At 73.6% G+C, this 21962-nt stretch carries 21 protein-coding genes; 6 read left to right on the forward strand and 15 right to left on the reverse strand.

Features of this window, described 5'->3' with window-relative positions:
* Positions 1-131: 131 nt before the first annotated feature.
* The 3 genes from ACA361_RS40570 to ACA361_RS40580 all read right to left on the reverse strand — a co-directional run bounded on the left by ACA361_RS40570 (position 132) and on the right by ACA361_RS40580 (position 2736).
* Entirely contained in the window at positions 132-359 is a 228-nt protein-coding gene (locus ACA361_RS40570; protein WP_375020477.1) for a hypothetical protein, read from the reverse strand.
* 36 nt (positions 360-395) lie between these two features.
* Positions 396-2063 (reverse strand): catalase, encoded by a 1668-nt coding sequence (locus tag ACA361_RS40575; protein WP_375020478.1) that lies wholly within the window; start codon positions 2061-2063, stop codon positions 396-398.
* A gap of 97 nt (positions 2064-2160) precedes the next feature.
* A complete protein-coding gene (locus ACA361_RS40580; RefSeq protein WP_375020479.1) occupies positions 2161-2736 on the reverse strand; it encodes a hemerythrin domain-containing protein in 576 nt (191 codons plus the stop codon).
* A gap of 241 nt (positions 2737-2977) precedes the next feature.
* On the opposite strand from ACA361_RS40580, the gene ACA361_RS40585 reads away from it, so the two are divergent.
* The gene (locus tag ACA361_RS40585; protein WP_375020480.1) at positions 2978-4183 is read left to right on the forward strand and encodes a hypothetical protein; all 1206 of its coding nucleotides are present in this window, start codon (positions 2978-2980) and stop codon (positions 4181-4183) included.
* Between the two features lie 4 nt (positions 4184-4187).
* Here ACA361_RS40585 and ACA361_RS40590 read toward each other — a convergent pair whose 3' ends face one another.
* The 9 genes from ACA361_RS40590 to ACA361_RS40630 all read right to left on the reverse strand — a co-directional run bounded on the left by ACA361_RS40590 (position 4188) and on the right by ACA361_RS40630 (position 14448).
* On the reverse strand, positions 4188-4649 hold the full coding sequence (locus tag ACA361_RS40590; protein WP_375020481.1) for an MSMEG_6728 family protein: 462 nt from the start codon (positions 4647-4649) through the stop codon (positions 4188-4190).
* 3 nt (positions 4650-4652) lie between these two features.
* Positions 4653-5645 (reverse strand): Acg family FMN-binding oxidoreductase, encoded by a 993-nt coding sequence (locus ACA361_RS40595; protein WP_375020482.1) that lies wholly within the window; start codon positions 5643-5645, stop codon positions 4653-4655.
* Between the two features lie 41 nt (positions 5646-5686).
* A complete protein-coding gene (gene narI, locus ACA361_RS40600) occupies positions 5687-6415 on the reverse strand; it encodes a respiratory nitrate reductase subunit gamma (protein ID WP_375020483.1) in 729 nt (242 codons plus the stop codon).
* A complete protein-coding gene (gene narJ / locus ACA361_RS40605; protein ID WP_375020484.1) occupies positions 6412-7095 on the reverse strand; it encodes a nitrate reductase molybdenum cofactor assembly chaperone in 684 nt (227 codons plus the stop codon). Before narJ ends, narI begins: the two co-directional genes overlap by 4 nt.
* Before the next feature lie 8 nt (positions 7096-7103).
* Entirely contained in the window at positions 7104-8801 is a 1698-nt protein-coding gene (gene narH, locus ACA361_RS40610; protein ID WP_375020485.1) for a nitrate reductase subunit beta, read from the reverse strand.
* Between the two features lie 2 nt (positions 8802-8803).
* Positions 8804-12493, reverse strand: a complete 3690-nt coding sequence (locus ACA361_RS40615; RefSeq protein ID WP_375020486.1) for a nitrate reductase subunit alpha — start codon at positions 12491-12493, stop codon at positions 8804-8806.
* Entirely contained in the window at positions 12493-13746 is a 1254-nt protein-coding gene (locus ACA361_RS40620) for an MFS transporter (protein ID WP_375020487.1), read from the reverse strand. The genes ACA361_RS40615 and ACA361_RS40620 overlap by 1 nt, the downstream gene beginning before the upstream one ends.
* 172 nt (positions 13747-13918) lie before the next feature.
* Entirely contained in the window at positions 13919-14254 is a 336-nt protein-coding gene (locus ACA361_RS40625; protein ID WP_366625189.1) for a metalloregulator ArsR/SmtB family transcription factor, read from the reverse strand.
* Positions 14255-14256: 2 nt separating this feature from the next.
* A complete protein-coding gene (locus tag ACA361_RS40630; protein ID WP_375020488.1) occupies positions 14257-14448 on the reverse strand; it encodes a DUF3073 domain-containing protein in 192 nt (63 codons plus the stop codon).
* Positions 14449-14831: 383 nt separating this feature from the next.
* Between ACA361_RS40630 and ACA361_RS40635 the strand changes: the two genes are divergently transcribed.
* A complete protein-coding gene (locus ACA361_RS40635) occupies positions 14832-15335 on the forward strand; it encodes a MarR family winged helix-turn-helix transcriptional regulator (RefSeq protein ID WP_375020489.1) in 504 nt (167 codons plus the stop codon).
* Between the two features lie 204 nt (positions 15336-15539).
* Positions 15540-16778 (forward strand): PP2C family protein-serine/threonine phosphatase, encoded by a 1239-nt coding sequence (locus ACA361_RS40640; protein WP_375020490.1) that lies wholly within the window; start codon positions 15540-15542, stop codon positions 16776-16778.
* Here the strand turns inward: ACA361_RS40640 and ACA361_RS40645 are convergent.
* Positions 16732-17286, reverse strand: coding sequence for a thioesterase II family protein (locus ACA361_RS40645; RefSeq protein WP_375020491.1), 555 nt, complete (start codon positions 17284-17286; stop codon positions 16732-16734). The two genes, ACA361_RS40640 and ACA361_RS40645, sit on opposite strands and share 47 nt — an antisense overlap.
* A gap of 198 nt (positions 17287-17484) precedes the next feature.
* Between ACA361_RS40645 and ACA361_RS40650 the strand changes: the two genes are divergently transcribed.
* Together ACA361_RS40650 and ACA361_RS40655 are read left to right on the forward strand one after the other, a co-directional pair.
* Complete coding sequence (locus tag ACA361_RS40650; RefSeq protein ID WP_375020492.1) at positions 17485-18288, forward strand: transporter substrate-binding domain-containing protein; 804 nt, start codon at positions 17485-17487, stop codon at positions 18286-18288.
* A 115-nt stretch (positions 18289-18403) separates the two neighbouring features.
* Positions 18404-19132, forward strand: a complete 729-nt coding sequence (locus ACA361_RS40655; RefSeq protein WP_375020493.1) for a ferritin-like domain-containing protein — start codon at positions 18404-18406, stop codon at positions 19130-19132.
* Here the strand turns inward: ACA361_RS40655 and ACA361_RS40660 are convergent.
* Positions 19126-19902, reverse strand: coding sequence for an SDR family oxidoreductase (locus tag ACA361_RS40660; RefSeq protein WP_375020494.1), 777 nt, complete (start codon positions 19900-19902; stop codon positions 19126-19128). The genes ACA361_RS40655 and ACA361_RS40660 overlap by 7 nt on opposite strands.
* 169 nt (positions 19903-20071) lie before the next feature.
* Between ACA361_RS40660 and ACA361_RS40665 the strand changes: the two genes are divergently transcribed.
* Positions 20072-20449, forward strand: coding sequence for a hypothetical protein (locus ACA361_RS40665; RefSeq protein WP_375020495.1), 378 nt, complete (start codon positions 20072-20074; stop codon positions 20447-20449).
* 8 nt (positions 20450-20457) lie between these two features.
* On the opposite strand, the gene ACA361_RS40670 is transcribed toward ACA361_RS40665, so the two are convergent.
* Positions 20458-21858, reverse strand: a complete 1401-nt coding sequence (locus tag ACA361_RS40670; RefSeq protein WP_375020496.1) for a glycosyltransferase family 4 protein — start codon at positions 21856-21858, stop codon at positions 20458-20460.
* Between the last annotated feature and the right edge of the window lie 104 nt (positions 21859-21962).

The following is a 21962-nucleotide window of genomic DNA, read 5'->3' on the forward strand; positions in this document are numbered from 1 at the left end:
GTGCCAGCGCATCTGCGCCCTCAACGCCGCGATCTGGCACAACTGGCTCATCGACGCCCCGACCAAGCGATCACTGACCGCCTACGACCACTGACCGCGCCCTCAGCAACCCCCATCAACGATCTAGCCGGTCATTCGCCGCGGACCCGGCGGATCTCGTCGGGGTCGGCCTTCACGCCCGCGACCGGGTCACCCTCCCGGGTCCCGTCGCCGCCGTCCTCGGAGTCGTACCCCTCGGCGGCGCTGCCGGTGCCGCGGATGATGCGCTCCTGCGGGAGGCTCTCGTGGCCCGAGCTGGCGCCCGGCCCGCGGTCGGCCGGATCGGCGTCCCTGTTCTGCGGCTTCCTGGCCTCGGTCATCGTGATCGTGCCTCCTTTTCCGGGGGTTCCGCCGTCTCAGGACTCGCCGAAGCGGTGGACGGCGCGGTCGTTGGGGACGCAGTGCGTCATCTGCAGGTCGGTCACGTCGCGGCGCCCGTTCTTGCCGAGGTTGGCCAGCCGCTTGCGGTCCTCGTCGGTGAGGTCCTGGCTCGCCAGCGGCTTCAGGTGGGCGACGTCCTCGGGGCCGATCCCGAGGCCCTCCCCCACCCGCAGGCCCAGGTCGTCCTCGACCAGCAGGAAGTGCCACACCATCCGCTCCTGGATGGGGCGGTCGCACTGCGACAGCAGGTCGGTGAAGTTCTTCACCAGGTCGTCGCGCTCCCAGTCCTGCATGAGGCAGTACCGCTGGCCGGCCTGGAGGTAGTCGTTGGTGCGCGGGATCCGCTTGCGGGTGACCCGCCCCCGGATCTCCGGGCCCTGCTCGTCGTGCGTCGGGTACTGCCCCTCGCGGAGCCCGCCGGTGATGGACGGCTCGTAGTTGACGTGCGGGTTCTCGCCGCAGTCGTCGACGTGGTACGCCATCAGCCCGTCCCGCTGGTTGGTGCAGACCCGGGCGTTCTTGGCCTGGTTGACGGGCAGCTGCAGGTAGTTCGGCCCCACCCGGTAGCGCTGGGTGTCGCTGTAGGAGAACGTCCGCCCCACCAGCATCTTGTCGTCGGAGAAGTCGAGCCCGTCGACCAGCACGCCGGTGCCGAACGAGATCTGCTCGTTCTCCGTGAACGCGTTGGACACGTTGCGGTCGAGCACCATCCGGCCGACGGGACGGGCGGGGAACTCGTTCTCCGGCCAGGTCTTGGTGTCGTCGAGCGGGTCGAAGTCCAGCTCCGGGTGCTCCTCGTCGCTCATCATCTGGACGAGCAGCTCCCACTCGGGGTAGTCGCCGCGCTCGATCGCCTCGTACAGGTCCCTGGTGGCGTGCCCGAGGTCGCCGGCCTGCACGGCGGCGGCGTCCTCCTCGGTCATGCTCTTCACGCCCGCCTTGGGCATCCAGTGGTACTTGACCAGCACGGTGTCGCCCTGCTGGTTCACCCACTTGTAGGTGTTGACACCGAAGCCCTGCTGGTGCCGGTAGTCGGCGGGGATGCCGCGCGGGCTGAACAGGTTGACCAGCATGTGCATGCACTCGGGCGTCTGCGACATGAAGTCGAAGATGCGGTTGGGCTCCTGCCGGAACGTCACCGGGTCGGGCTTGAGCGCGTGGATGACGTCCGGGAACTTGATGGCGTCCCGGATGAAGAAGACGGCGAGGTTGTTGCCGACCAGGTCCCAGTTGCCGTCCTCGGTGTAGAACTTGACCGCGAAGCCGCGCGGGTCGCGGGCGGCCTCGGAGGAGTCCCGGCCGCCGATCACCGTGGAGAACCGGATCGCCAGCGGGGTGCGCTTGCCGCGCTCCTGGAACAGCTTGGCCCGGGTGTAGGCGGAGATCGGCTCGTCGCCCCAGGAGCCGTACGCCTCGAAGTAGCCGAACGCCACCGCGCCCCGCGCGTGCACGACCCGCTCGGGGATCCGCTCGCGGTCGAAGTGGCTGATCTTCTCAAGGAACTGGTAGTTCTCCAGCGTCGCCGGGCCGCGCGCGCCGACGGTGCGCTGGTTCTGGTTGTCGTAGACGGGGTGTCCCTGCCGGTTGGTCAGCACGGCCCGCTCGTCCCCGGGCTCGGGGCCCTTGCTCGAGACATCCGTCATGACGCTCTCCTCTCACGGCGATGGCTCTCGAACGCGGCCCCTACCCATTGCGGACAGACTCAAAGACCCATTCCGGCCGGTCCGGGTCAAGAATCCCTCAGCTTCCGGAACGGGCCCCGCGGATCATGTCCCGGACGCGGTCGGCGATGGCCACCGCCGGCCCGACCAGCATGTTCTTGGTCGCGCTCTCGGTGCCGGGGTGCGGGTGCGTGGGCGCGGTCGACTCGGCGGCCTTGACGGCGGCGGCCATGGCCCGGCGCTGGGACTCGTCGAACTCGTCGCCGAGCCGCTCGAACTCGTAGCGCTCCTCGGCCCGCGCGTGGGTGAGGACGTCGATCCGCAGCCGGTCGAGCTTCTCCGCGAACGACGGGTCGGCGGTGTCCATCCCGTCCAGCTCGGCGAGCATCTCCTTGGCCTCGCGCTCCTCGGCCAGCCGGTCGGCCACGATGCCCTCGCCGCCGGGCAGCCGGCGCCGCGCGACCGGGTGGACGATCTCCTCCTCGGCGGTCTCGTGCACGGCCAGCAGCCGCACCAGGTCCTGGAACGCGTCCTTGCGGGCCTGGCCGCTGGTGGACAGGACGAGGTCGAACAGGTCGCGGATCCGGCTGTGCTGCTCGCGCAGCAGGCCGATGACGTCGCCGGTGTCGGGGACCTGCGCCTGCGTGGTGGTCATGGGAACTCCCTCTCGTCGGTACGCACCGTGCGTACGGCGCAGCCCACCTACCCGGGGACGGCCGCGCCATGCCGGGGGCGTCCCACCGGAAGCGCAAAGGCGGGACGAAAATTCGGTGCCGCGAGTGAGGGAGGCCGACCGCCGGGTAGGGCGTGCCGCGCACACTTCATCTCCCTTCATCTCCGCGACGCGGGCCCGGGCGCGAACCGGCGGCCGGCCCGCCTCGGAAAGGCCGGCGAACATGTCGTTCAACCCGCTCGAGCACCGGGGCATCCCGCTCGACCGCCAGATCCGCAACTGGAGCGAGCTCAACGTGTCCCCCGTGGACCCCGACCGGTCCGACCCGTACACCAAGTGCCGCATCATCACGATGAACGGCATCGAGGTCGAGGCCATCATGTTCAGCCACCACTTCAACCGGGTCTGCCCGGACATGGAGGTCAAGCGGCGGCTCGCCGAGGTGCGCTACATCGAGCAGCAGCAGCAGAAGGCCGTGAACTGGCTGCTGCCCGGCCAGGCGTCGGTGCTGGAGACCACCATCGCCTACGAGCAGGTGGCCGTGGACCTGACCGGCTGGGTCGCGCGGATGGAGCCCGACCCGTACCTCAAGCAGGCGTACCAGTTCGGGGTCCTGGAGGACTTCGACCACCTGTACCGGTACGCCAACCTGTACGAGATGATCGAGCACCGCAAGGCCGAGAAGCTCATCGAGGACCTGACCGAGATCATCCCGGGCCGGCCCACGATCCGGCACCACCGCGACCCGGCCGACAACGTCCGCGAGCCGTACGACCGCAACAGCGCGGCGCCGATCTCCAAGCTGCACGCGCTGACGATCATGTCGGCCGAGCAGCAGACGATGAACTTCTACATGAACGTCGGCCCGATGTACATGGAGCCGATCGCCCGCCAGCTCTACCAGGAGATCGGCCTGGTCGAGGAGGAGCACGTCACCCACTACGAGTCGCTGGTGGACCCGGGCGAGACCTGGTGGGAGCGGCTGGTCAACCACGAGTACAACGAGTGCTACCTGTACCACTCGTTCATGGAGACCGAGTCCGACCCGGGCGTGAAGGCGATCTGGGAGCTGCACCTCAACATGGAGCTGGAGCACCTGCGGATCGCCTGCGACCTGATGCGCCGCCACGACGGCCGCGACCCGGAGAGCGTCCTGGCGCCCGAGCTGCCCAAGCCGGTCACGTTCGAGCCCAACAAGGAGTACGTCCGCGAGCTGCTGGCCACCCAGATCGACCTCACCACCCTGGGCGCCGGGTACGTCAGCGAGGCGCACGAGCGGTTCGAGAAGATGCAGCAGCAGATCAACGGCGACGAGAAGCCGCCGAGCGAGCGCGTCATCGACCAGCACCGCGAGATGTTCGGCGGCGAGTACCGGCTGTCCACCGACGGCCCGCACCCGGTCCCCGCCCTCCAGGAGACCCGCCGCTGACCGGTCAGCGGTCGGAGGCGGGCCAGACGTAGGGCAGGTCGGCGGGCACGCCGGGGAAGAGCGTGCCGTAGAAGTCCGGGTCCTTGCGGACCAGCGCCGAGCGGTGGCTGAGGTGCAGGGCCGGGTCGCCCAGCCAGGGCGGCAGGTCCCCCGCCTCGGCCAGCTCGCGCTGGTCGCGCACGCGCTCCACGCCCCGGGCCGCGCGCAGGTCGGTGCCCAGCGTGGCGGCGCAGGTGTCCCGGCGGCCCGCGTCCGTCCACTCCCGGCAGATCTCCAGGCCGTAGCGGACCAGCGCCTCCTCGTACCCGCGCCACATCAGCACCGCCGGATGGCGGCGCCAGCCGTACCCGGGGACGGTGAGCCCGCGCAGCACCTGGACGGCCTCCACCCGCTGCTTGCCGAGCCGCCGCCGGTCCAGGACGCGGGCCGTCGCGGCGAAGCCCTCGTACGGCAGGAACGTCTGCACCCGTCAGGGCTCCTGGTGGATGACCGCGTCCGCGGGACGGCGGACGCTCGCCGGCTCCGGGCCGGCGGGCGCGCCGAGCCGGAGCAGCGCCTGCGGGTACTGGCCGTTGCAGAATCGGGTGCGGATGAACTCGCGCAGCTCCGGCACCTCCAGCGGCTGGGTGTGGAACGCGGCGGCCAGGCCGTCCTCGGCGTGGGCGCGCAGCAGCACCCGCTGGAGCGCCTGCCCGGCCCGGACCCGGTCGAGCGGGGTGTCACCGGGCGTGGTGACCAGCACGACCAGCCCGGTCTCCGGCTCGTGCTCCGCGGGGGCGGGCATCCCCCAGCCGCGGCCGCGGGCGAACTCGCGCGGCGCGAACCCCTCCTGCGGCGGCTTCTCCGGGTACGCCTCCTCGTGGACGCCCTCGGGCCGGGCGCTGCCGGGCGGCGGTGCCCAGCGGGCCTCCTCGGCGACGTACGCGGCGTTCAGCCGCTGGACGTGCGCGGCGGCCTGGGTGAGCGCGCCCAGCGCGGCGGCGGTGTGCGCCTCCACGGCCTGGATCAGCCGGGCGCCCTCGCGCTCGGCCTCCGTCTTCAGCGCGGGCGGCAGGCCGCGGCCGGTGCCGGCGGCCCGGAAGGGGCCGCGGTGGGTGCGCCGCTCCCGCACGGCGCCGTACAGGCGGCGCGCGTCCTCGTTCGCCTCCGCGCGGCCGCCCAGGGTCACGTCGGCGACCAGGTTCGGCCGGTCGGGGTCGGGCAGCACGCGGACCTCCGGCTCGTACCCGAGGGCCAGCGCCGCCACCCGCAGCGTCAGCAGCGCCGCGCCGCAGCTGATCAGCATCTCCCGGCCCTCGGGGTCGGCGACGCCGAGCCGCCGGTCGGCGTCGGCGCGCAGGGTGATCCGCGGGCCGCTCAGGCCGAACGCCCACGGCTGGGTGTTGTGGACCGACGGCGCCCACAGCGCCGCCTCCGCCGCCTCGCGCGCGGCGTCCCGCGCGCCCTTCCGTTCCGTTGGCATGAGCCGCTCCGTTGCGGTGTCGGGGTCCCCGTAGGGCGTGGTCAGGAGGCGCGTTCCCAGCCGCGCTGGACGGGCCTCGATCCGAGCCGCTCGTCGCGGCTGCGGTAGACGATGTAGGGGCGGGTCAGGTAGCCGAGCGGCGCGGTGAGCATGTGCACCAGCCGGGTGAACGGCCAGACGCAGAACAGCGCCAGCGCGCTGAGCGCGTGCAGCCGGAACAGGATCGGCACCCCGCTCATCAGCTCCCCGTCGGGCTGGAGGTAGAAGATCGAGCGGAACCAGGGGGAGACGGTCCTGCGGTAGTCGTAGCCGCCCTCGAAGACGTTGGCCGCGACGGTGGCCGCCAGGCCGAGCACGATGGCCAGCGCCAGCATCGCGTACATGAGCTTGTCGTTGCGGGTGGTGGCGGAGAAGACGGGCCCCACCGTGCGGCGCCGGTAGATCAGGATCGCCAGGCCGCCGAGCGTGCAGGCGCCGGCGATGGTGCCGAGCACGACGGCCGCGACGTGGTACGCGTGCTCGCTGATTCCCACGTCCTCGGTGAGCCAGTCCGGGATCACCAGGCCGCCGACGTGCCCGAGGAAGACGACCAGGATCCCGAAGTGGAACAGCGGGCTGCCGATCCGCAGCAGCCGCCGCTCGTAGAGCTGCGACGACCGGGTCGTCCAGCCGAACTTGTCGTAGCGGTAGCGCCAGACGTGCCCGAGCACGAACACCAGGAGCGCGATGTACGGGAAGACGACCCACAGCAGCACATCGGTCACGTTCACGAGCGGACTCCCAGCCGGTCGGTCACGAACACGGGCCCGGGCCCGCCGGCGGCGTCCGCGCCGAACGGGGCGAGGCCGACCTCCTCCTCGGGCGGGCCCGCGGCGGCGAGGCGGGCGACGGCGTCGCGGTCGCGGCCGGCGAGCGGCGGCAGCGTCGCCGAGACCGCCTCCAGGACGGCCGCCCACGGCGAGTCCGCCTCGGCCAGCGCCAGCCGCAGCAGCTCCAGCCCGGCGCGGTGCTCCAGCAGCAGCCTGCGGCCCTCCCGCGGGTCGCCGGTCGCGGCGAACTCCAGCACCACGGCCAGGTGGTCGGGCAGCTCGGCGTCGTCCAGGCGCAGGCCCGCGGCGGCGTAGGCGTGCTTGAAGCGCAGCAGCGCCATGCCGCGCTTCCGGGTGTCGCCGTACGCGTAGTACGTCAGGTAGAGGCAGCCGCGCTTGCGGTGGTCGAACGTCGCCACGTAGCCGGCGGCGAGCTCGTCCTCGGGCGTGGCGTCCAGGTGGTCGAGGAAGCGGCCGAGCGGGCCGGCGACCGGCGGCGGCAGCCCGGCGACGGCGCGGCGCAGCAGCGGCCGCCGGTCCAGCAGCGCGGCGTCGGGGTAGCCCAGGAGCAGCGACGCGGCCTGCCACGCGGTGGCCAGCTCGGTGCCGTCGAGGGCGGTCGCCTTGCGGGGTCTTCTCATCGGCCGTCCTAGGGCTTCGGCTCGGTCTCGGCGGCGCCGGAGTCGGCGGGCGGGTTGCCGGGCCGCTCGGGGAACATCCCCGGCGGGGCGCCCTTGCCGTCCCAGTTGAGGAGGTTGACGCGCCGGTGCTTGTCGGCCGGGTCCACAGGGCTGTCGGCCGTCTGCCGCTGCTTGAGCATGTGGAAGTTCTCCACGGCGATCGGCGGGGCGGCGCCGGACCGCTCGCCGAACGGCCCGGAATCGATCATGCCGGGGCCGCCCTCGTAGTCCAGGCTGCACTCGGTCGCCAGCTCCTCCAGCTTGTGCGCCTGCTCGGCGTGCGCGGTGGGGATCACGTAGCGCTCGTCGTACTTGGCGAGCGCGAGCAGCCGGTACATGTCGTACATGGACTCGCCGGTCATGCCGACCCTGGCCGGGATGTCCTCGTCGGGCTCGCGGCCGAGGTTGATGTCGCGCATGTACGAGCGCATCGCCGCCAGCCTCCGCAGCACCGCGTCCACCGGCGCGGTGTCGCCCGCCGTGAACATCTGCGCGAGGTACTCGACCGGGATCCGCAGCGCCTCGATCGCGGCGAAGAGGTTGCCCGGGTTCTCGGCGTCGTGGCCGGTGTCGCGGACGACGTCGACGACCGGGGACAGCGGCGGGACGTACCAGACCATCGGCATCGTCCGGTACTCGGGATGCAGCGGCAGCGCGACCTTGTAGGTGTTGATGAGCGCGTACACCGGCGACCGCCGGGCGGCCTCGATCCAGTCGCGGGGGATCCCGTCCCGCTCGGCCGCCGCGGCGACCTCCGGGTCGTCCGGGTCGAGGATCAGCTCGCGCTGCGCCTCGTACAGGTCCGTGTCGTCGGGCACGGACGCGGCCTCCAGCACCCGGTCGGCGTCGTACAGGACGAGGCCGATGTACCGCAGCCGCCCCACGCACGTCTCCGAGCAGACGGTGGGGATGCCGACCTCGACGCGCGGGAAGCAGAACGTGCACTTCTCGGCCTTGCCGGTGCGGTGGTTGAAGTACACCTTCTTGTACGGGCACCCCGACACGCACATCCGCCAGCCGCGGCAGCGGTCCTGGTCGACCAGCACGATGCCGTCCTCGGTCCGCTTGTAGATGGCGCCGGACGGGCAGGACGCCGCGCAGCTGGGGTTGAGGCAGTGCTCGCAGATCCGCGGCAGGTAGAACATGAAGGTCTGGTCGAACTCGAACCTCACCTTCTCCGAGAGCTCGCCCAGCAGCACGTCCTCGTCGCCGTGGTCGGGGGCCCCGCCGAGGTCGTCGTCCCAGTTCGCCGACCAGGTGATCTTCATGTCCCGGCCCGACAGCAGCGACTTCGGCCGCGCGACCGGGGTGTGCTCCTGGAGCGGGGCGTCGGTGAGCGTCTCGTAGTCGTAGGTCCAGGGCTCGTAGTAGTCGTCGATGCCGGGCAGCTTCGGGTTGGCGAAGATCGTCGCCAGCTTGCGGATCCGGCCGCCGCCCTTCAGCGCCAGCCGGCCGCGCCGGTTGAGCGTCCAGCCGCCGCGCCACTTCTCCTGGTCCTCGTACCGGCGCGGGTACCCCTGCCCGGGACGCGTCTCGACGTTGTTGAACCAGACGTACTCGACACCGCCGCGGTTCGTCCACGCCTGCTTGCACGTCACCGAGCAGGTGTGGCAGCCGATGCACTTGTCGAGGTTCATGACCATGGCCATCTGCCCCATCACGCGCATGCTCAGTACGTCACCTCCTGGGAGCGGCGGCGGATCACGGTGACCTCGTCGCGCTGGTTGCCGGTGGGGCCGAGGTAGTTGAACGCGAACGACAGCTGCGCGTACCCGCCGATCAGATGGCTCGGCTTGATCAGCAGCCGGGTCAGCGAGTTGTGCATGCCGCCGCGGCGGCCGGTGGTCTCCGCCCGCGGCACGTCGATCAGCCGGTCCTGCGCGTGGTACATGTACGCGGTGCCCTCCGGCATCCGGTGCGAGACGATCGCCCGCGCGACCACGACGCCGTTGCGGTTGACCGCCTCGATCCAGTCGTTGTCGCGGACGCCGATCCTCGCCGCGTCCTCCTTGCTCAGCCAGATGGACGGGCCGCCGCGCGACAGCGACAGCATGAACAGGTTGTCCTGGTACTCGGAGTGGATGGACCACTTGTTGTGCGGGGTCAGGTACCGGACGGTGATGCCCAGCTCGCCCTCCTCGCCGGGGCGCGGCTCGCCGAACAGCCGGTGCATGTCCAGCGGCGGCCGGAACACCGGCAGCTGCTCTCCCAGCTCGGCCATCCAGTCGTGGTCGAGGAAGAAGTGCTGGCGGCCGGTCAGGGTGTGCCACGGCTTGAGCCGCTCGACGTTGATGGTGAACGGGGAGTAGCGCCGCCCGGAGCTCTCGGCGCCCGACCACTCCGGCGAGGTGAAGACCGGAGTGGGCCGGGCCTGGGTGTCGGCGAAGGTGATCCGGTCGTCGCCGTGGTCGGCGGCCAGGTCGGCGAGCCGGGTCCCGGTGCGCTCCTCGACGTTCCGGAAGCCCTCGACGGCGAGGCGCCCGTTGGTGGTGCCCGACAGCGCGAGGATGGTCTCGCAGGCGTGCACGTCGCGGACCAGCGAGGGCCGCCCGTCGGCCGGGCCGCCGCGGATCACGCCGTTCCTCTCGCGCAGGTACTCGACCTCGCGCGCCAGGTCGAAGCTCACCCCCTTGGTGGCGGCACCGAGCTTCTCGGCGAGCGGGCCGAGCGCCGCCATCCTCGCCGCGAGCGCCGGATAGTCCCGCTCGACGACGGTCAGCTTCGGCATCGTCCTCCCGGGGACGGGCTCGCACTCCCCCGCCGCCCAGTCGGCGACCCGGCCGTGCGGGGTGGCCATCTCGTCGGGGGTGTCGTGCAGCAGCGGCGCCGCGACGACGTCCTTGCGCACGCCCAGGTGCCTCTCGGCGAGCCGGCTGAACGCCCGCGCGATCGTCTGGAACGCGTCCCAGTCGGTACGGGTCTGCCACGGCGGCGCGATCGCCGGATTGAACGAGTGCACGAACGGGTGCATGTCGGTGGTGCTGAGGTCGTGCTTCTCGTACCAGGTCGCCGCCGGCAGCACGATGTCGGAGTAGATCGTGGTGCTGGTCATCCGGAAGTCCAGCGACAGCAGCAGGTCCAGCTTCCCGGCGGGCGCCTCGTCCCGCCACGTCACCTCGCGCGGCCGGGCCTCCGGGGGCGCCTCGGCGGCCCGGACGGAGGAGTCGGTGCCGAGCAGGTGCTTGAGGAAGTACTCGTTGCCCTTGGCGGACGAGCCGAGCAGGTTCGCCCGCCAGACCGTCAGGACGCGGGGGAAGTTCTCCGGGGCGTCGGGGTCCTCGCAGGCGAACCGCAGCCGTCCCGCCTTCAGCTCGTCCACCACGTGGGCGGCGGCGTCCTTGCCCGCCGCCTCGGCCTCGTCGGCCAGGTCGAGCGGGTTGCGGTCGAACGTCGGATACGACGGCATCCAGCCCAGCCGGGCGGCCTGCGCGATGACGTCGGCCGTGGACCGGCCCGCAAGCGATCCGCTCCCGGTCGCGGCGGCGAGCGTGTCCGCGCCGAACGGGTCGTACCGGAACTGGTCGGTGTGCAGGTACCAGAACGCGGTGCCGATCATCTGCCGCGGCGGCCGGGACCAGTCCAGCCCGCCCGCCAGCTGCGCCCAGCCGGTGACCGGCCGGCACTTCTCCTGCCCCACGTAGTGCGCCCAGCCGCCGCCGTTGACGCCCTGGCAGCCGGTCAGCGTGGTCAGCGCCAGGAACGCCCGGTAGATGGTGTCGGAGTGGAACCAGTGGTTGGTGCCCGCGCCCATCACGATCATCGACCGGCCGCCGGACTCCTCGGCGTTGGCGGCGAACTCGCGGCCGATCCGCTCCGCCGCCTGCGCCGGAACGCCGGTGAACGCCTCCTGCCAGGCCGGCGTGTACGGCTCGGACGCGTCGTCGTACCCCGACGGCCACGTGCCCGGCAGGCCCTCGCGGCGCACGCCGTACTGGGCGAGCATCAGGTCGTACACCGTGGTGACCAGGTGGCCGGCGACGCGCCGCACCGGGACGCCGCGGCGCAGCAGCCCCGGCGAGCCGTCGGCGGCGTCGAACCGCGCCAGCTCGACGGGCGCGCCCGGCTCGGGGCCGCCCTCCATCGACAGCAGCGGGTCGACCTCCCCCAGGTCCAGGTTCCACCGGCCCGCGCCCCGCTCCCCGTACCGGAAGCCCAGCGACCCGCCGGGCACGGCCGGGCGCCCGGTCGCGGCGTCCATCAGCACGGTCTTGAACGCGGCGTGCTCCGACTCCGCCTCGGCGCCGGGCAGGTCGGCGGCGGTGAGGAACTTGCCCGGAACGTAGCCGTCGCCGGCCGCGTTCGGCTCCAGCCGCACCAGGAACGGCAGGTCGGTGTACTTCTTGACGTACTCGGTGAAGTACGGCACCCGCCGCTCGGCGAAGAACTCCTTCAGCACGACGTGGCCCATCGCCATCGCCAGGGCGCCGTCGGTGCCCGGCTGCGCGGCCAGCCACTCGTCGGCGAACTTGACGTTGTCGGCGTAGTCGGGCGAGACCGCCACGACCTTCTGCCCCCGGTAGCGCGCCTCGGCCATCCAGTGCGCGTCCGGGGTGCGGGTCACCGGCAGGTTGGACCCCCACATGATCAGGTAGCCGGCGTCCCACCAGTCCCCCGACTCGGGCACGTCGGTCTGGTCGCCGAACACCTGCGGCGAGGCCACCGGCAGGTCCGCGTACCAGTCGTAGAACGACAGCATCGTCCCGCCCAGCAGCGACACGAACCGCGACCCGGCCGCGTGCGACACCATCGACATCGCCGGGATCGGCGAGAACCCGGCGACCCGGTCCGGCCCGTACCGCCGGACCGTGTGGACGTGGGCGGCGGCGATCATCTCGGCGGCCTCGTCCCAGGACGCGCGCACCAGCCCGCCGTGGCCGCGGGCCGCCTTGTAGCGCCGCGCCCGCTCCGGGTCGGACACGATCTCGGCCCACGCCTCGACCGGGTCGCCCGTCCTGGCCCTGGCCTCCCGGTACATGCCGAGCAGCACGCCGCGCACGTACGGGTAGCGGACGCGGGTCGGCGAGTAGGTGTACCAGGAGAACGCCGCGCCGCGCGGGCAGCCGCGCGGCTCGTACTCGGGCCGGTCCGGGCCCACCGACGGGTAGTCGGTCTGCTGCGCCTCCCAGGTGATGATGCCGTCCTTGACGTACACCTTCCACGAGCACGAGCCCGTGCAGTTCACCCCGTGCGTGGACCGCACCACCTTGTCGTGCGACCACCGGTCCCGGTAGAACGCGTCCGCCTGCCGGCCGCCCTTCCTGGTCATCGTGCGCAGGTCCGGCGACACCTCGGCCCGGGTGAAGAACCGGCGCGTGCCGACCAGCGCGTCGGCCAGCGGCCCGTCCAGCCCCGCGCCCATCAGGAGCCCCCGCCCCGGATGCGGGACGCCTGCCGCTCGTTCACCGCGTGCCGCACGCCCGTGAGGGTGAGGACCCCGGCCGCGCCCGCGACGACGCCGAGCGCCAGCAGCCCGACGGTGTAGCCGCCGAACGCCCCGTAGATCGACCCCATGATCAGCGGCGGCACGAAGCCGCCCAGCCCGCCGGCCGCGCCGACGATGCCGGTGACCGAGCCGACCTGGTTCGCCGGGGCCATCAGCGCCACCAGCGCGAACACGGCGCCGCTGCCGGCGCCCAGCGCGGCCGCCATCGCCAGGAACGCGATCGTCCCCAGCGGCATCAGCGGCGGCGCGAACGACTGCACCGCGGCCGCCACCACGACCGTGATCAGGCAGACCTCCATGACCGTCACGGCGCCGATCCGGTCCGACAGCCAGCCGCCGACCGGGCGCATCAGCACGGCCAGCAGCACGAAGCCCGCCATCCGGTTGCTCGCGTCGGTCGGCTCCAGGCCGTACTGCGACTTCAGGTAGGTGGGCAGGTAGACCGAGAACGCCACGTACCCGCCGAAGGCGACCGCGTACAGCGCCGACGCCTGCCACGTGACCGGCAGCCGCAGCACGGCGGCCATCCGCTCGGTCATCGGCCGGTCGGGGACGGTGCGGCCGGGCGCCTCGCGCAGCACCAGCCAGGCCGCCGCCGCGTACACCGCCAGCAGGACGGCGGTCACCACGAACGGCGCCGCCATGCCCGCGGAGTCCACCATCGGCACCGTGGTCAGCGCGCCGATCGCGGTGCCGCCCATGCCGGCGCCGAACACGCCGGTGGCGAACCCGCGGCGCTCCGGCGGGTACCAGGCGTTCACGAACGGCACCCCGACCGCGAACGCCGTGCCGCCGATCCCGAGGAAGAACCCGCCGATCAGCAGCGCGGCGAGGGAGGAGTGCCCCAGCAGCCCGATGTAGAGGACGGGGACGATGGTCGCCGCCGACACCAGCGGGAACATGACCCGCCCGCCGTACCGGTCGGTCAGCGCCCCGACCGGGATCCGGCCCAGCGAGCCGACCACGACCGGCACCGCCACCAGCAGCGCCTGCTCGAACGAGCCGAGCCGCAGGTCCTCCTGGAAGCGGGGCCCCAGCGGGCTGAGCAGCGCCCACGCCCAGAAGTTGATCGCGAAGCCCAGCGTGGCCATCGCCAGCATCACCGCCGGCCGCCCGCCCGCCCCCCGTTCCGCGCCGCCCGCCTTGGGGGCCGCCCGCGAACTGCCCATCCCGCACCTTCCGCTCGTACCGGCGGTAGCAATACCTCACGGCATTGCCAGATGTGCGGGCGCCTAATCACCATGTTGATCAAACGTCCGGCACGGGTCCCGATCCTCATGGAACGGCCCCGTGCCGGGTAGGGACCTTCGTCCCCTCCCCAAGGACCCCAGGTCCCGGGGGTCAGACGCCGTGCTCGGCCTCCAGTTCGGCGAGCAGCCTGCCCTGGCCGGCCAGCAGGTCGGTGAGGATGCGGCGGGCCGCGCCCATCAGCTCCCCCACGTCCCCGCCGGCCAGCTCGTACATCACCGTCGACCCTTCGCGGCGCGCGGTCACGATCCCCGCCCGGCGCAGCACTGCCAGCTGCTGGGACAGGTTGGATGCCTCCACCTCGATCGCGGCCAGCAACTCGCGAACCGGCTTCGGCCCCTCGCACAGCAGTTCCAGGACGCTGATCCGCACCGGATGCCCCAGCGTCTTGAACAGCTCGGCCTTCGCCTGGGTCAGCTGAACCTGCACGGTCAGCGCTCGGTCCCGCCCTCGGCGCGCTCGGCGGCGTCGTCGGCCGCCGGCCCGGTGTCGCCCGCGCCGGCGGAGACCCCCGCGCCCACGCCCATCTCGCGGCGCAGCCGCTCCAGGTCGGTGCCCCCGCCGCTGTACTTCAGCTTGCGCGCGACCTTCGTCTGCTTGGCCTTCGCCCGACCTCGTCCCACGTCGCTCCGACCTCCCTCGACGACAACTTCACTCATTGAAGAATTTATCAAGTGAACAGAGCAGCCGGTCACCGAACCCCAAAAGAAGGTCCGGGCGCGTCGCCGATCACTTCGCGGCGTCACGTCTCCATCGCGCGGGGTAGCGGCCCCGCGCGACCGAGGAAGGGAGCTGGCGGGCGGCGGCCGGCGGCCGGAACGATCCGCGCCCTGGACGGCCGGCTGGTCACCGTGGGCCTCCTGCCCCGCAACATCCGCTGGGCGCTCCCGCACGTCTGGCGCACGCACCGGCCCGCCGAATGGTCCCCGGAACCCCGCCGGGCCTTCTCACGTCGGAGTCACCGGCGATAACGTACGGTATCCGTGAAACGGGGGGAATGACGGCTGTGACCGGACAGGGCCAGGGCGAGCAGGGGGCCGCGACCCCGCCGCCGGACGTGATCGCCGCGATCGAGCATGCCCTGTCCGCGGCGGCGCTCGCCTGGAACCGCGCCGACCAGGGCCTGGAGGAGCACGTCTCGCCGGTCCAGCTGCGGGCGGTGGAGGCGCTGGCCCGGTACGGGGAGGTCAACCTGCGCGGGCTGGCCGCCGAGCTGGACGTGATCCCGTCCTCGGCCAGCCGGCTGTGCGACCGGCTGGAGGCGGCCGGGCTGCTGATCAGGGAGCACGCGCGGGCGGACCGCCGGGAGATCGTGCTGCGGCTGAGCCCGCGCGGCGAGGAGCTGTACGCCGCGCTCACCCGGCGGCGCCGCGCGGTGGTCGCGGACGCGCTGGCCCGGATGTCCCCCGGCTCCCGCGCGCGGCTGCTGGACAGCCTCCAGGAGTTCGGCCGGGCGGTGGCGCCCGGCGAGATCGCCGCGCCCGGCGAGCGGCAGCGCCGCCGGGCCTGAACCGGCCGCCGAGTCGAGCCCGCACCAGCCCTGAACCGGTCCTGATGCACACCTGAGCCAGGTGTGGCCAGTTCGCCGCGCGTCGACGTATTTGCCATGTGACAAGTTTTTTGCCACGCTTCCTCCGGAACGCGCGGGCGGCCCCCTCCTGGCCGGCCTTCCGGACACGGTCACGGCCCCGGTCCCGCCGCGACGGAAGGCTCGATGAACGTTCATGGAAGCGGGGCGCGCCGCCCCGAACTGGTGGAGCGCGCCCTGCGCGGTACGCCCGCGCACTCGCTGCCCGAGGCCCTGGCCACGGCGGTCGGCGAGCTGTTCCCGGCGGCCGGCCCGGCCCGGATCCTGCTGGCCGACTACAACCTGCGCGCGCTGCTCCCCGCCGACCGTGCGCTGCCCGGCGACCCCGAACGCGAGGCCGTGAGCGTCCACGGCACCGCGGCCGGCCGCGCGTTCGCCGCGCTGGCGCCGGTCCTGGACCCCGGCTCCCCGCAGGTGCTGTACGTCCCGGTGACGGCGCGGGGGGAGCGGCTCGGCGTGCTGGCCGTCCCGCTCACCGGCCCGTCCGGGGAGGCCGACCGCGCCGAGCTGGCCGAGATCGGACGGCTCACCGGCGAGGCGCTGGCCGTCGCCTGGAACCACACCGACCGCTACGAGCGCGCCCGCCGGCACCGCCGGCTGTCGCTGGCGGCCGAACTGCAGTGGCAGCTGCTGCCGGGCCAGGGCTGCGCGGGCGCCGAGTTCAGCCTGGCCGGGCATCTGGAGCCGGCGTACTCGATCGGCGGGGACGGCTACGACTGGTCCAGCGAGCCCGACCACCTCGCGCTGACCGTGATCAACGGCGCCGGCACCGGCATCCGGGCCGCGCTGCTGACCTCCCTCACGCTCGGCGCGCTGCGCAACGCCCGCCGCTCGGGCGCCGAGCTGTCCGAGCAGGTCAGCCTGGCGGGCGACGTCGTCTACGGCCGGCACGGCGGGACCGAGTTCACCGAGACGCTGGTGATGCGGATCGAGCTGGCCTCCGGCCTGGTCTCGGTGATCGACGCGGGGTCGCCGCGGATCCTGCGGATGCGCGGCTCGCAGGTCACTCCGATCGAGCTGGAACGGCAGCTGCCGCCCGGCATGTTCGCCGACACCGAGTACCACCCGGAGTACTTCCGCCTGCGGCCCGGCGACCGGCTCGTCATCGTCAGCGACGGCGTCTTCGGCGGCGACGGGGACGGGGACGGAGGCGGCGGGGGCGCCGCGGCGTTCCCGGTCGACCGGGCGGTCCGCCGCACCCGGCTGCTGCCCGCCCCCGAGGTACCGCCGTCGATCATCGCGGCGCTGGTCGAGCACCGCCGCGGCCGCGACCTCACCGACGACGCCGTGGTGGTCTGCCTCGACTGGAACGGCGCGGCTACCCGTACGGGCGGCGGCGCAGATCCCGCAGGACCTGGTCGATGACCGCGTGCCGCTCGGTGGACGGGTAGGCCGGCCCGCCCGGAACGATCCGGAGCCGGAACCCGCCCCCGGCGGTCTCCTCCCAGCTCCGCGCGTCGGCCCGGCCGGCCGCCGGGTCGCGCTCGCCGACGATCGCGGTGACCGGGCAGCGCACCGGTCCCGAGCCCGCCGGGGCCGGGCTCCCGGAGACGAACAGGCGGACCGGCCCGTGGCCCGCCTCCTCCAGCTCGCGGGCCGCCGCGTGCGCGACGGCGGCGCCGAAGCCGTGCCCGAACAGCGCGTACGGGGCGGGGACCCGCTCGCCGACCAGTTCGCGCAGCGCGGCCGCCAGCCGGCCCGGGTCGTCCGCGCCGTCGGCGTACTGGATCGCCCGCACCTCGATGTCGTCGGGCAGCAGCCCCGGCCAGAACCGGTAGAACGCGGCCGACTCGCCCGCGGGCGGCAGCGCGACCAGGCGGAGCGCGGCCCCCGGCCGCGGCCGGTGCACGCGCGTCCAGAGGTGATCGTTCACCTTCCCCTTCCTCCCCCCCGTCAATTTAGGTAAGGCTAACCTAAGCACCTGAAGAGTTCGTCATACTTCCAGGTAAAACCTCCGGCCGGAGGCGCCCGGGTCCGGTTCCGGCCAGCTTGTGGATCTTGACGGCGGGCTCTGCGACCGTGGACGGGAACGTGGCCCGGGCCGCGCCCGGGAGAGCGGGGGTCCTCGCGCATGCGCCTGCTGCTCGCGCCGGCACTGGCGGCCTGCCTCGGCGCGGCCGGGTGCGGGAGCGGCGGCGGCTCGTCCATCCTCGCCAAGGACACGCTGGTGGCCGGCGTGCGGCCGGACCTGCCCGGCCTCGGCGTGCGGCGGCCGGACGGCGGGTTCGAGGGGCTGGACGTGGACGTCGCCCGGTACGTGGCGGCCGACATGGGCAAGCGCGTGCGGTTCGTGTCCGCGCCGGCGGCCGACCGGGAGCGGATGCTGCGCGAGGGCGGCGCCGACCTGGTGCTGACGTTCTGGGTCGAGCCGGAATGGCAGACCCGGCTCGCGTTCGCGGGGCCGTACTACCTGTCGTACCAGGACATCCTCGTGCGATCGGGCGAGAAGCGGGTGAACCACGTCCGCGACCTCAAGGGCCGCCGGCTGTGCGCCGTGACCGGCGCGGGGGCGGCCGAGCAGGTGATCAAGGAGCGGCAGGTGGCCGCCGTGCCGGTGCCCGCCCGCGACTACGACGCGTGCCTGGCCATGCTCAGGGACGGCCGGGTCGACGCGATCACCACCAACGACACCATCCTGGCCGGGCTCAGGATGCGCGCGCCCGGCGAGTTCCGCCTGGTGAACGCCCGATTCGGCGAGCGGCGCACCGGCATCGGCATGCGGATGGGCGACCCCGGCGGCTGCGAGGCACTCAACAAGGCCATCACGCGCATGTACCAGGACGGCACGATGGCCCGGCTGATGCGCAAATGGTTCGGAGAGTCGGGGCTGGATCTCTCGGCCGTGGCGGTGCCGCAGTTCGAGGGCTGCCTCTGACCGGCCTCCCCGCAGGATCTCCACATTTCCCCGGCGCGACGGCCACACCGCACCGGTTGAGTGGTCCCAGCGGCGCGCGCGACCGCGCGGGCCCGCCAGCGACAGGGAGGCCGGCATGGAGACCAGGGTCCGCGAGAGCGCGTTCGGCGGCTGGCTGCGCGGTTTCGAGCAGGAGGCCGCGGCGCGGGCCGCGGCCGGGGACCCCGACTGGGCGCGCGGCGCCCGGCTGGACCCGAGCGTCGTGCGCAGCCTGCAGCGCTTCCAGGTCGGCGAGAACGGCGACGGCGCGTTCCTGATCGACAAGGCGAGGCGGTCCGGGGACCCCGAGTACGCGGCGGCAGTGCGACTGTTCGTCGCCGAGGAGCAGAACCACGCCCGGCTGCTCGGCCTCCTGCTGGAGGCGGCGGGCGCCCCCACGATCGGCGCGCACTGGAGCGACTCGGTGTTCGTGCTGGCGCGCCGCGCGATGGGGCTGCGGCTGGAGTTGCTCGTGCTGATGGTCGCCGAGGTGGTGGCGGTCGCGTACTACCAGGCCCTGTACGAGGGCACCGCCGACCCGCTGACGGCGGAGGTGGCCCGCCGGCTCGTCGAGGACGAGCGGCGGCACGTCCCGTTCCACTGCATGCGGCTGCGCGAGGGGATCGGCCGGCCGGCGCGGGCGGCGATGATCGCGTTCTGGCGGGTGCTGGTCGCCGGCGGCGCGGTGGTCGTCGCCGCCGGCCACGGCCGCGCCCTGCGCCGGCTGGGCCGGGGCAGGGCTCGGTTCCTGCTCGACGTGCGGGCGGCGGCGCACGCCGCCGCGGCGGACATGCGCGGCCGGGAGGCGCCGGCGGGGCGTCAGTAGTCCTCGGGGCCGCGCAGGGTGGCCTCGGCACCGCCGTCCACGTAGATGACCTGCCCGGCCATGTGGGTGTTGCCGGGGCTCACCAGCCAGCGCAGCGCCTCCGCGATCACCTCGGGGCCGGCGTGGCCGTTCAGCGGCATCGGGACGGCCTCGTTCATCACCTTGACCATCGCCGGGTCCTCGAACAGCGGGGCGGTCATCGGGGTCAGCACCACGCCGGGCGCGACCGCGTTCAGCGGGATGCCCGCCCCCGCCCACTCCGGCGAGACCGCGGCGGCGCGCATCCAGCGCGCCAGCGCCGACTTGGACGACGGGTAGAGGAGGCCGCCGTGGTGCCGGGCCACGGCCTCCTCGGCGAGCCGTACCGCCTCGGCCTCGGTGCCCTCCAGGCAGGCGGCCACCACCGCCGGGTCCAGCGGCTGCGTGCCCGCGATGGAGCCCACCACGGCCGCGCGCGGCGCGGGCGCCGCGGCGAGCGCCGGGCGCAGGCCCTCCAGGAGGCCGACCACGCCGTAGTAGTTGACCTTGACGGCGATCGGGTCGGGCGCGGAGACGCCGGCGCAGGCGACGACGGCGTCCAGCCGGCCGCCGGCCGCGTCCAGCACGCCGCGCACGGCCGCCTCGCGGCCCTCGGGGACCGACAGGTCGGCGGTGACCTCGGTGTTCTTGAGATCGACGCCGATCACCCGGTCCCCGCCGGACCGCAGCGTCTCCGCCAGGGCCGCGCCGATGCCGGAGGCCGCGCCGCTCACCGCGATGATGCGAGTCATGCGGCACACGGTAACGGCGGCCGCCCCGCCCAAGATCGACGCTCCCGGTCAGTGGGAGCGTTCACGCCGGGCTGCTAACTCCGGGCGGCCGAAACCACCCGCCGCTTAGTAGCCCTGGGGCCCCGCGGGCACGCACGATGGCGACCACCCCGACGAAATGAGGTTGAGCATGCGGCCGATGCGCGCGCGGCTCGCGGTGGCGGCGCTGGTCCCGGCACTGGCCCTGGCCACCGCCTGCGGAGGCGACGGCGGCGGAGGCGAGGCTCCGCCGGCCCAGCCGCCGGCGGCGTCCACCACCGGCGGCGGTTCGCAGGCGGCGCCCTCGCCCGCTCCCGAGAGCGGGGACGGCGGCCGCACGGCGCCGCCGACGACGAGGCCGACCAAGGTCTACAACGCGTTCGCCCAGTGCATGCGCCGGCACGGGGTGAACGTTCCCGACGCGGGATCGGGGCAGACGCCGCCGCCCGAGCAGGACCCCGTGAAGGCCCAGCGCGCGCTGAAGGCGTGCGCGAAGCTGCTGGCCAGCGCGAGCCCCGGCTCCGGCTGAGAGGCGCGTCAGGCCGGGGTGCGGCGCTCGGCCCGGTGCTCCGGGGGCGGGACGCCGCGCCCCGAGCGCGGCGGCGGGGAGCCCGCCCTCAGCAGCAGCTCGTCCAGCAGGAGCAGCCACTGCGGGCCGACGCGGTCGAGGTGGAACGCGCGGGACGACACCAGCGCCCGCTCCCCCAGCCGGTCCCGCAGGCCGCGGTCCTCGATCACCCGGAGCAGCGCGGCGGTGAGGCCGGCCACGTCCTCCGGCGGCACCAGCAGCCCGTCCTCCTCGTGCCGGATCATCTCGCCGGGGCCCGTGGGGCAGTCGAAGGCCACCACCGGCAGCCCCTTGCCCATCGCCTCCAGGATCACCATCGGCATGCCCTCGTAGCGCGAGGGCAGCACGTACACCGAGGCGCGCTCCATCTCCCCCGGCAGGTCGGCCGTGCGGGCGCGCAGCACGACCCGGTCCTCCAGCCCGCGGTCGGCGATCGTCTTCAGCAGCCGGTCCCGCTTGGGCCCGCCCCCGAAGATCACCAGCTTCCAGTCCGGATGAGCGGCGGCCACCGGCTCGTACGCCTTCAGCAGCAGGTCGAAGCCCTTCTGCCGGGTGAGGCGCCCGGCCGCCAGCACGACCCGGTTCTCGCGGGCGGACGGGCCGCCGGGCATTTCCGGCACCGCGTTGGGGATCCGGACGATCCGGGTCCGGGACCCGGCGAGCTCGTTCCGGAAGTCGGCCAGGGACCGCTCGGTCAGCACCGAGAGCGCGGTCAGCCGGCGGTACGAGCGGCGGATCTCGCGGCGCAGGCCGGGCCGGTACGAGCCCAGGTTCATGTGGTCCTGCCCGATCGTGACCACGCCGCGCGGCGCGATCTCGGCGGCGAGCAGGTTCAGCGACGGCCGGGTGCCGATCAGCACGTCCGGCGGGTCGGCGAGCAGCGCCCGCAGCAGCCGCAGGTCGGTCCAGAGGTTCATGCCCTTGAACGTGGAGTCGTCCACCGGCGTCAGCACGCTCGGCAGCCGCGCGAGCCGCCGGGCCAGGCGCCCGGTCGGCGGCGCGGTCGCGTCGTCGGCGTCCCGTACCCGGACGCCGGGCGGGAACGGGAAGAATGGCGCCGCGCGGTGCCGGACCACGCTGAGGATCTCGACGTCGTGCTCGCGCGCGAGGTGGCCGCTGAGGTTGAGGACGGTGCGGATGGTCCCGCCGGCCCCGTAGGCGTGCTGCAGCAGGATGGTCACCCGCGGGCGGCGGCGGCGCGGCGGCGGGCGCCGGGCCGCGGCCGCCGCGCGGACGACCGCGAGCACGGCCGCGCGCCCGGCCCGGTGCAGCCGCAGCTTCGCCAGCCGCTTGATCCTCCTTGGCCGCAGCCGCCTGCGCCACGGCCGCCGCCCGTTCCGGGCACGCCTGTCTCCCGGTGCGTCCGCCATCGGTTCCCCACTCTTTCAGGAAGGCTCCCTATCTCCACCTTCTGCCCCGATAGGGGCGGTTACAACGGGGAGATCGGGCCCGATCCGGCCGCCGCGCGCCGGGT

It is taken from the genome of Actinomadura sp. 21ATH (assembly GCF_041951345.1).
Lineage (GTDB): Bacteria > Actinomycetota > Actinomycetes > Streptosporangiales > Streptosporangiaceae > Spirillospora.

Excerpts from the sequence above, each read along its gene's own strand:
- ACA361_RS40570 (WP_375020477.1), bottom strand. The coding sequence starts at position 359 with ATGACCGAGGCCAGGAAGCCGCAGAACAGGGACGCCGATCCGGCCGAC.
- ACA361_RS40575 (WP_375020478.1), bottom strand. The coding sequence starts at position 2,063 with ATGACGGATGTCTCGAGCAAGGGCCCCGAGCCCGGGGACGAGCGGGCC.
- ACA361_RS40580 (WP_375020479.1), bottom strand. The coding sequence starts at position 2,736 with ATGACCACCACGCAGGCGCAGGTCCCCGACACCGGCGACGTCATCGGC.
- ACA361_RS40585 (WP_375020480.1), top strand. The coding sequence starts at position 2,978 with ATGTCGTTCAACCCGCTCGAGCACCGGGGCATCCCGCTCGACCGCCAG.
- ACA361_RS40595 (WP_375020482.1), bottom strand. The coding sequence starts at position 5,645 with ATGCCAACGGAACGGAAGGGCGCGCGGGACGCCGCGCGCGAGGCGGCG.
- narJ (WP_375020484.1), bottom strand. The coding sequence starts at position 7,095 with ATGAGAAGACCCCGCAAGGCGACCGCCCTCGACGGCACCGAGCTGGCC.
- narH (WP_375020485.1), bottom strand. The coding sequence starts at position 8,801 with ATGCGCGTGATGGGGCAGATGGCCATGGTCATGAACCTCGACAAGTGC.
- ACA361_RS40615 (WP_375020486.1), bottom strand. The coding sequence starts at position 12,493 with ATGGGCGCGGGGCTGGACGGGCCGCTGGCCGACGCGCTGGTCGGCACG.
- ACA361_RS40620 (WP_375020487.1), bottom strand. The coding sequence starts at position 13,746 with ATGGGCAGTTCGCGGGCGGCCCCCAAGGCGGGCGGCGCGGAACGGGGG.
- ACA361_RS40640 (WP_375020490.1), top strand. The coding sequence starts at position 15,540 with ATGAACGTTCATGGAAGCGGGGCGCGCCGCCCCGAACTGGTGGAGCGC.
- ACA361_RS40650 (WP_375020492.1), top strand. The coding sequence starts at position 17,485 with ATGCGCCTGCTGCTCGCGCCGGCACTGGCGGCCTGCCTCGGCGCGGCC.
- ACA361_RS40655 (WP_375020493.1), top strand. The coding sequence starts at position 18,404 with ATGGAGACCAGGGTCCGCGAGAGCGCGTTCGGCGGCTGGCTGCGCGGT.
- ACA361_RS40660 (WP_375020494.1), bottom strand. The coding sequence starts at position 19,902 with ATGACTCGCATCATCGCGGTGAGCGGCGCGGCCTCCGGCATCGGCGCG.
- ACA361_RS40665 (WP_375020495.1), top strand. The coding sequence starts at position 20,072 with ATGCGGCCGATGCGCGCGCGGCTCGCGGTGGCGGCGCTGGTCCCGGCA.
- ACA361_RS40670 (WP_375020496.1), bottom strand. The coding sequence starts at position 21,858 with ATGGCGGACGCACCGGGAGACAGGCGTGCCCGGAACGGGCGGCGGCCG.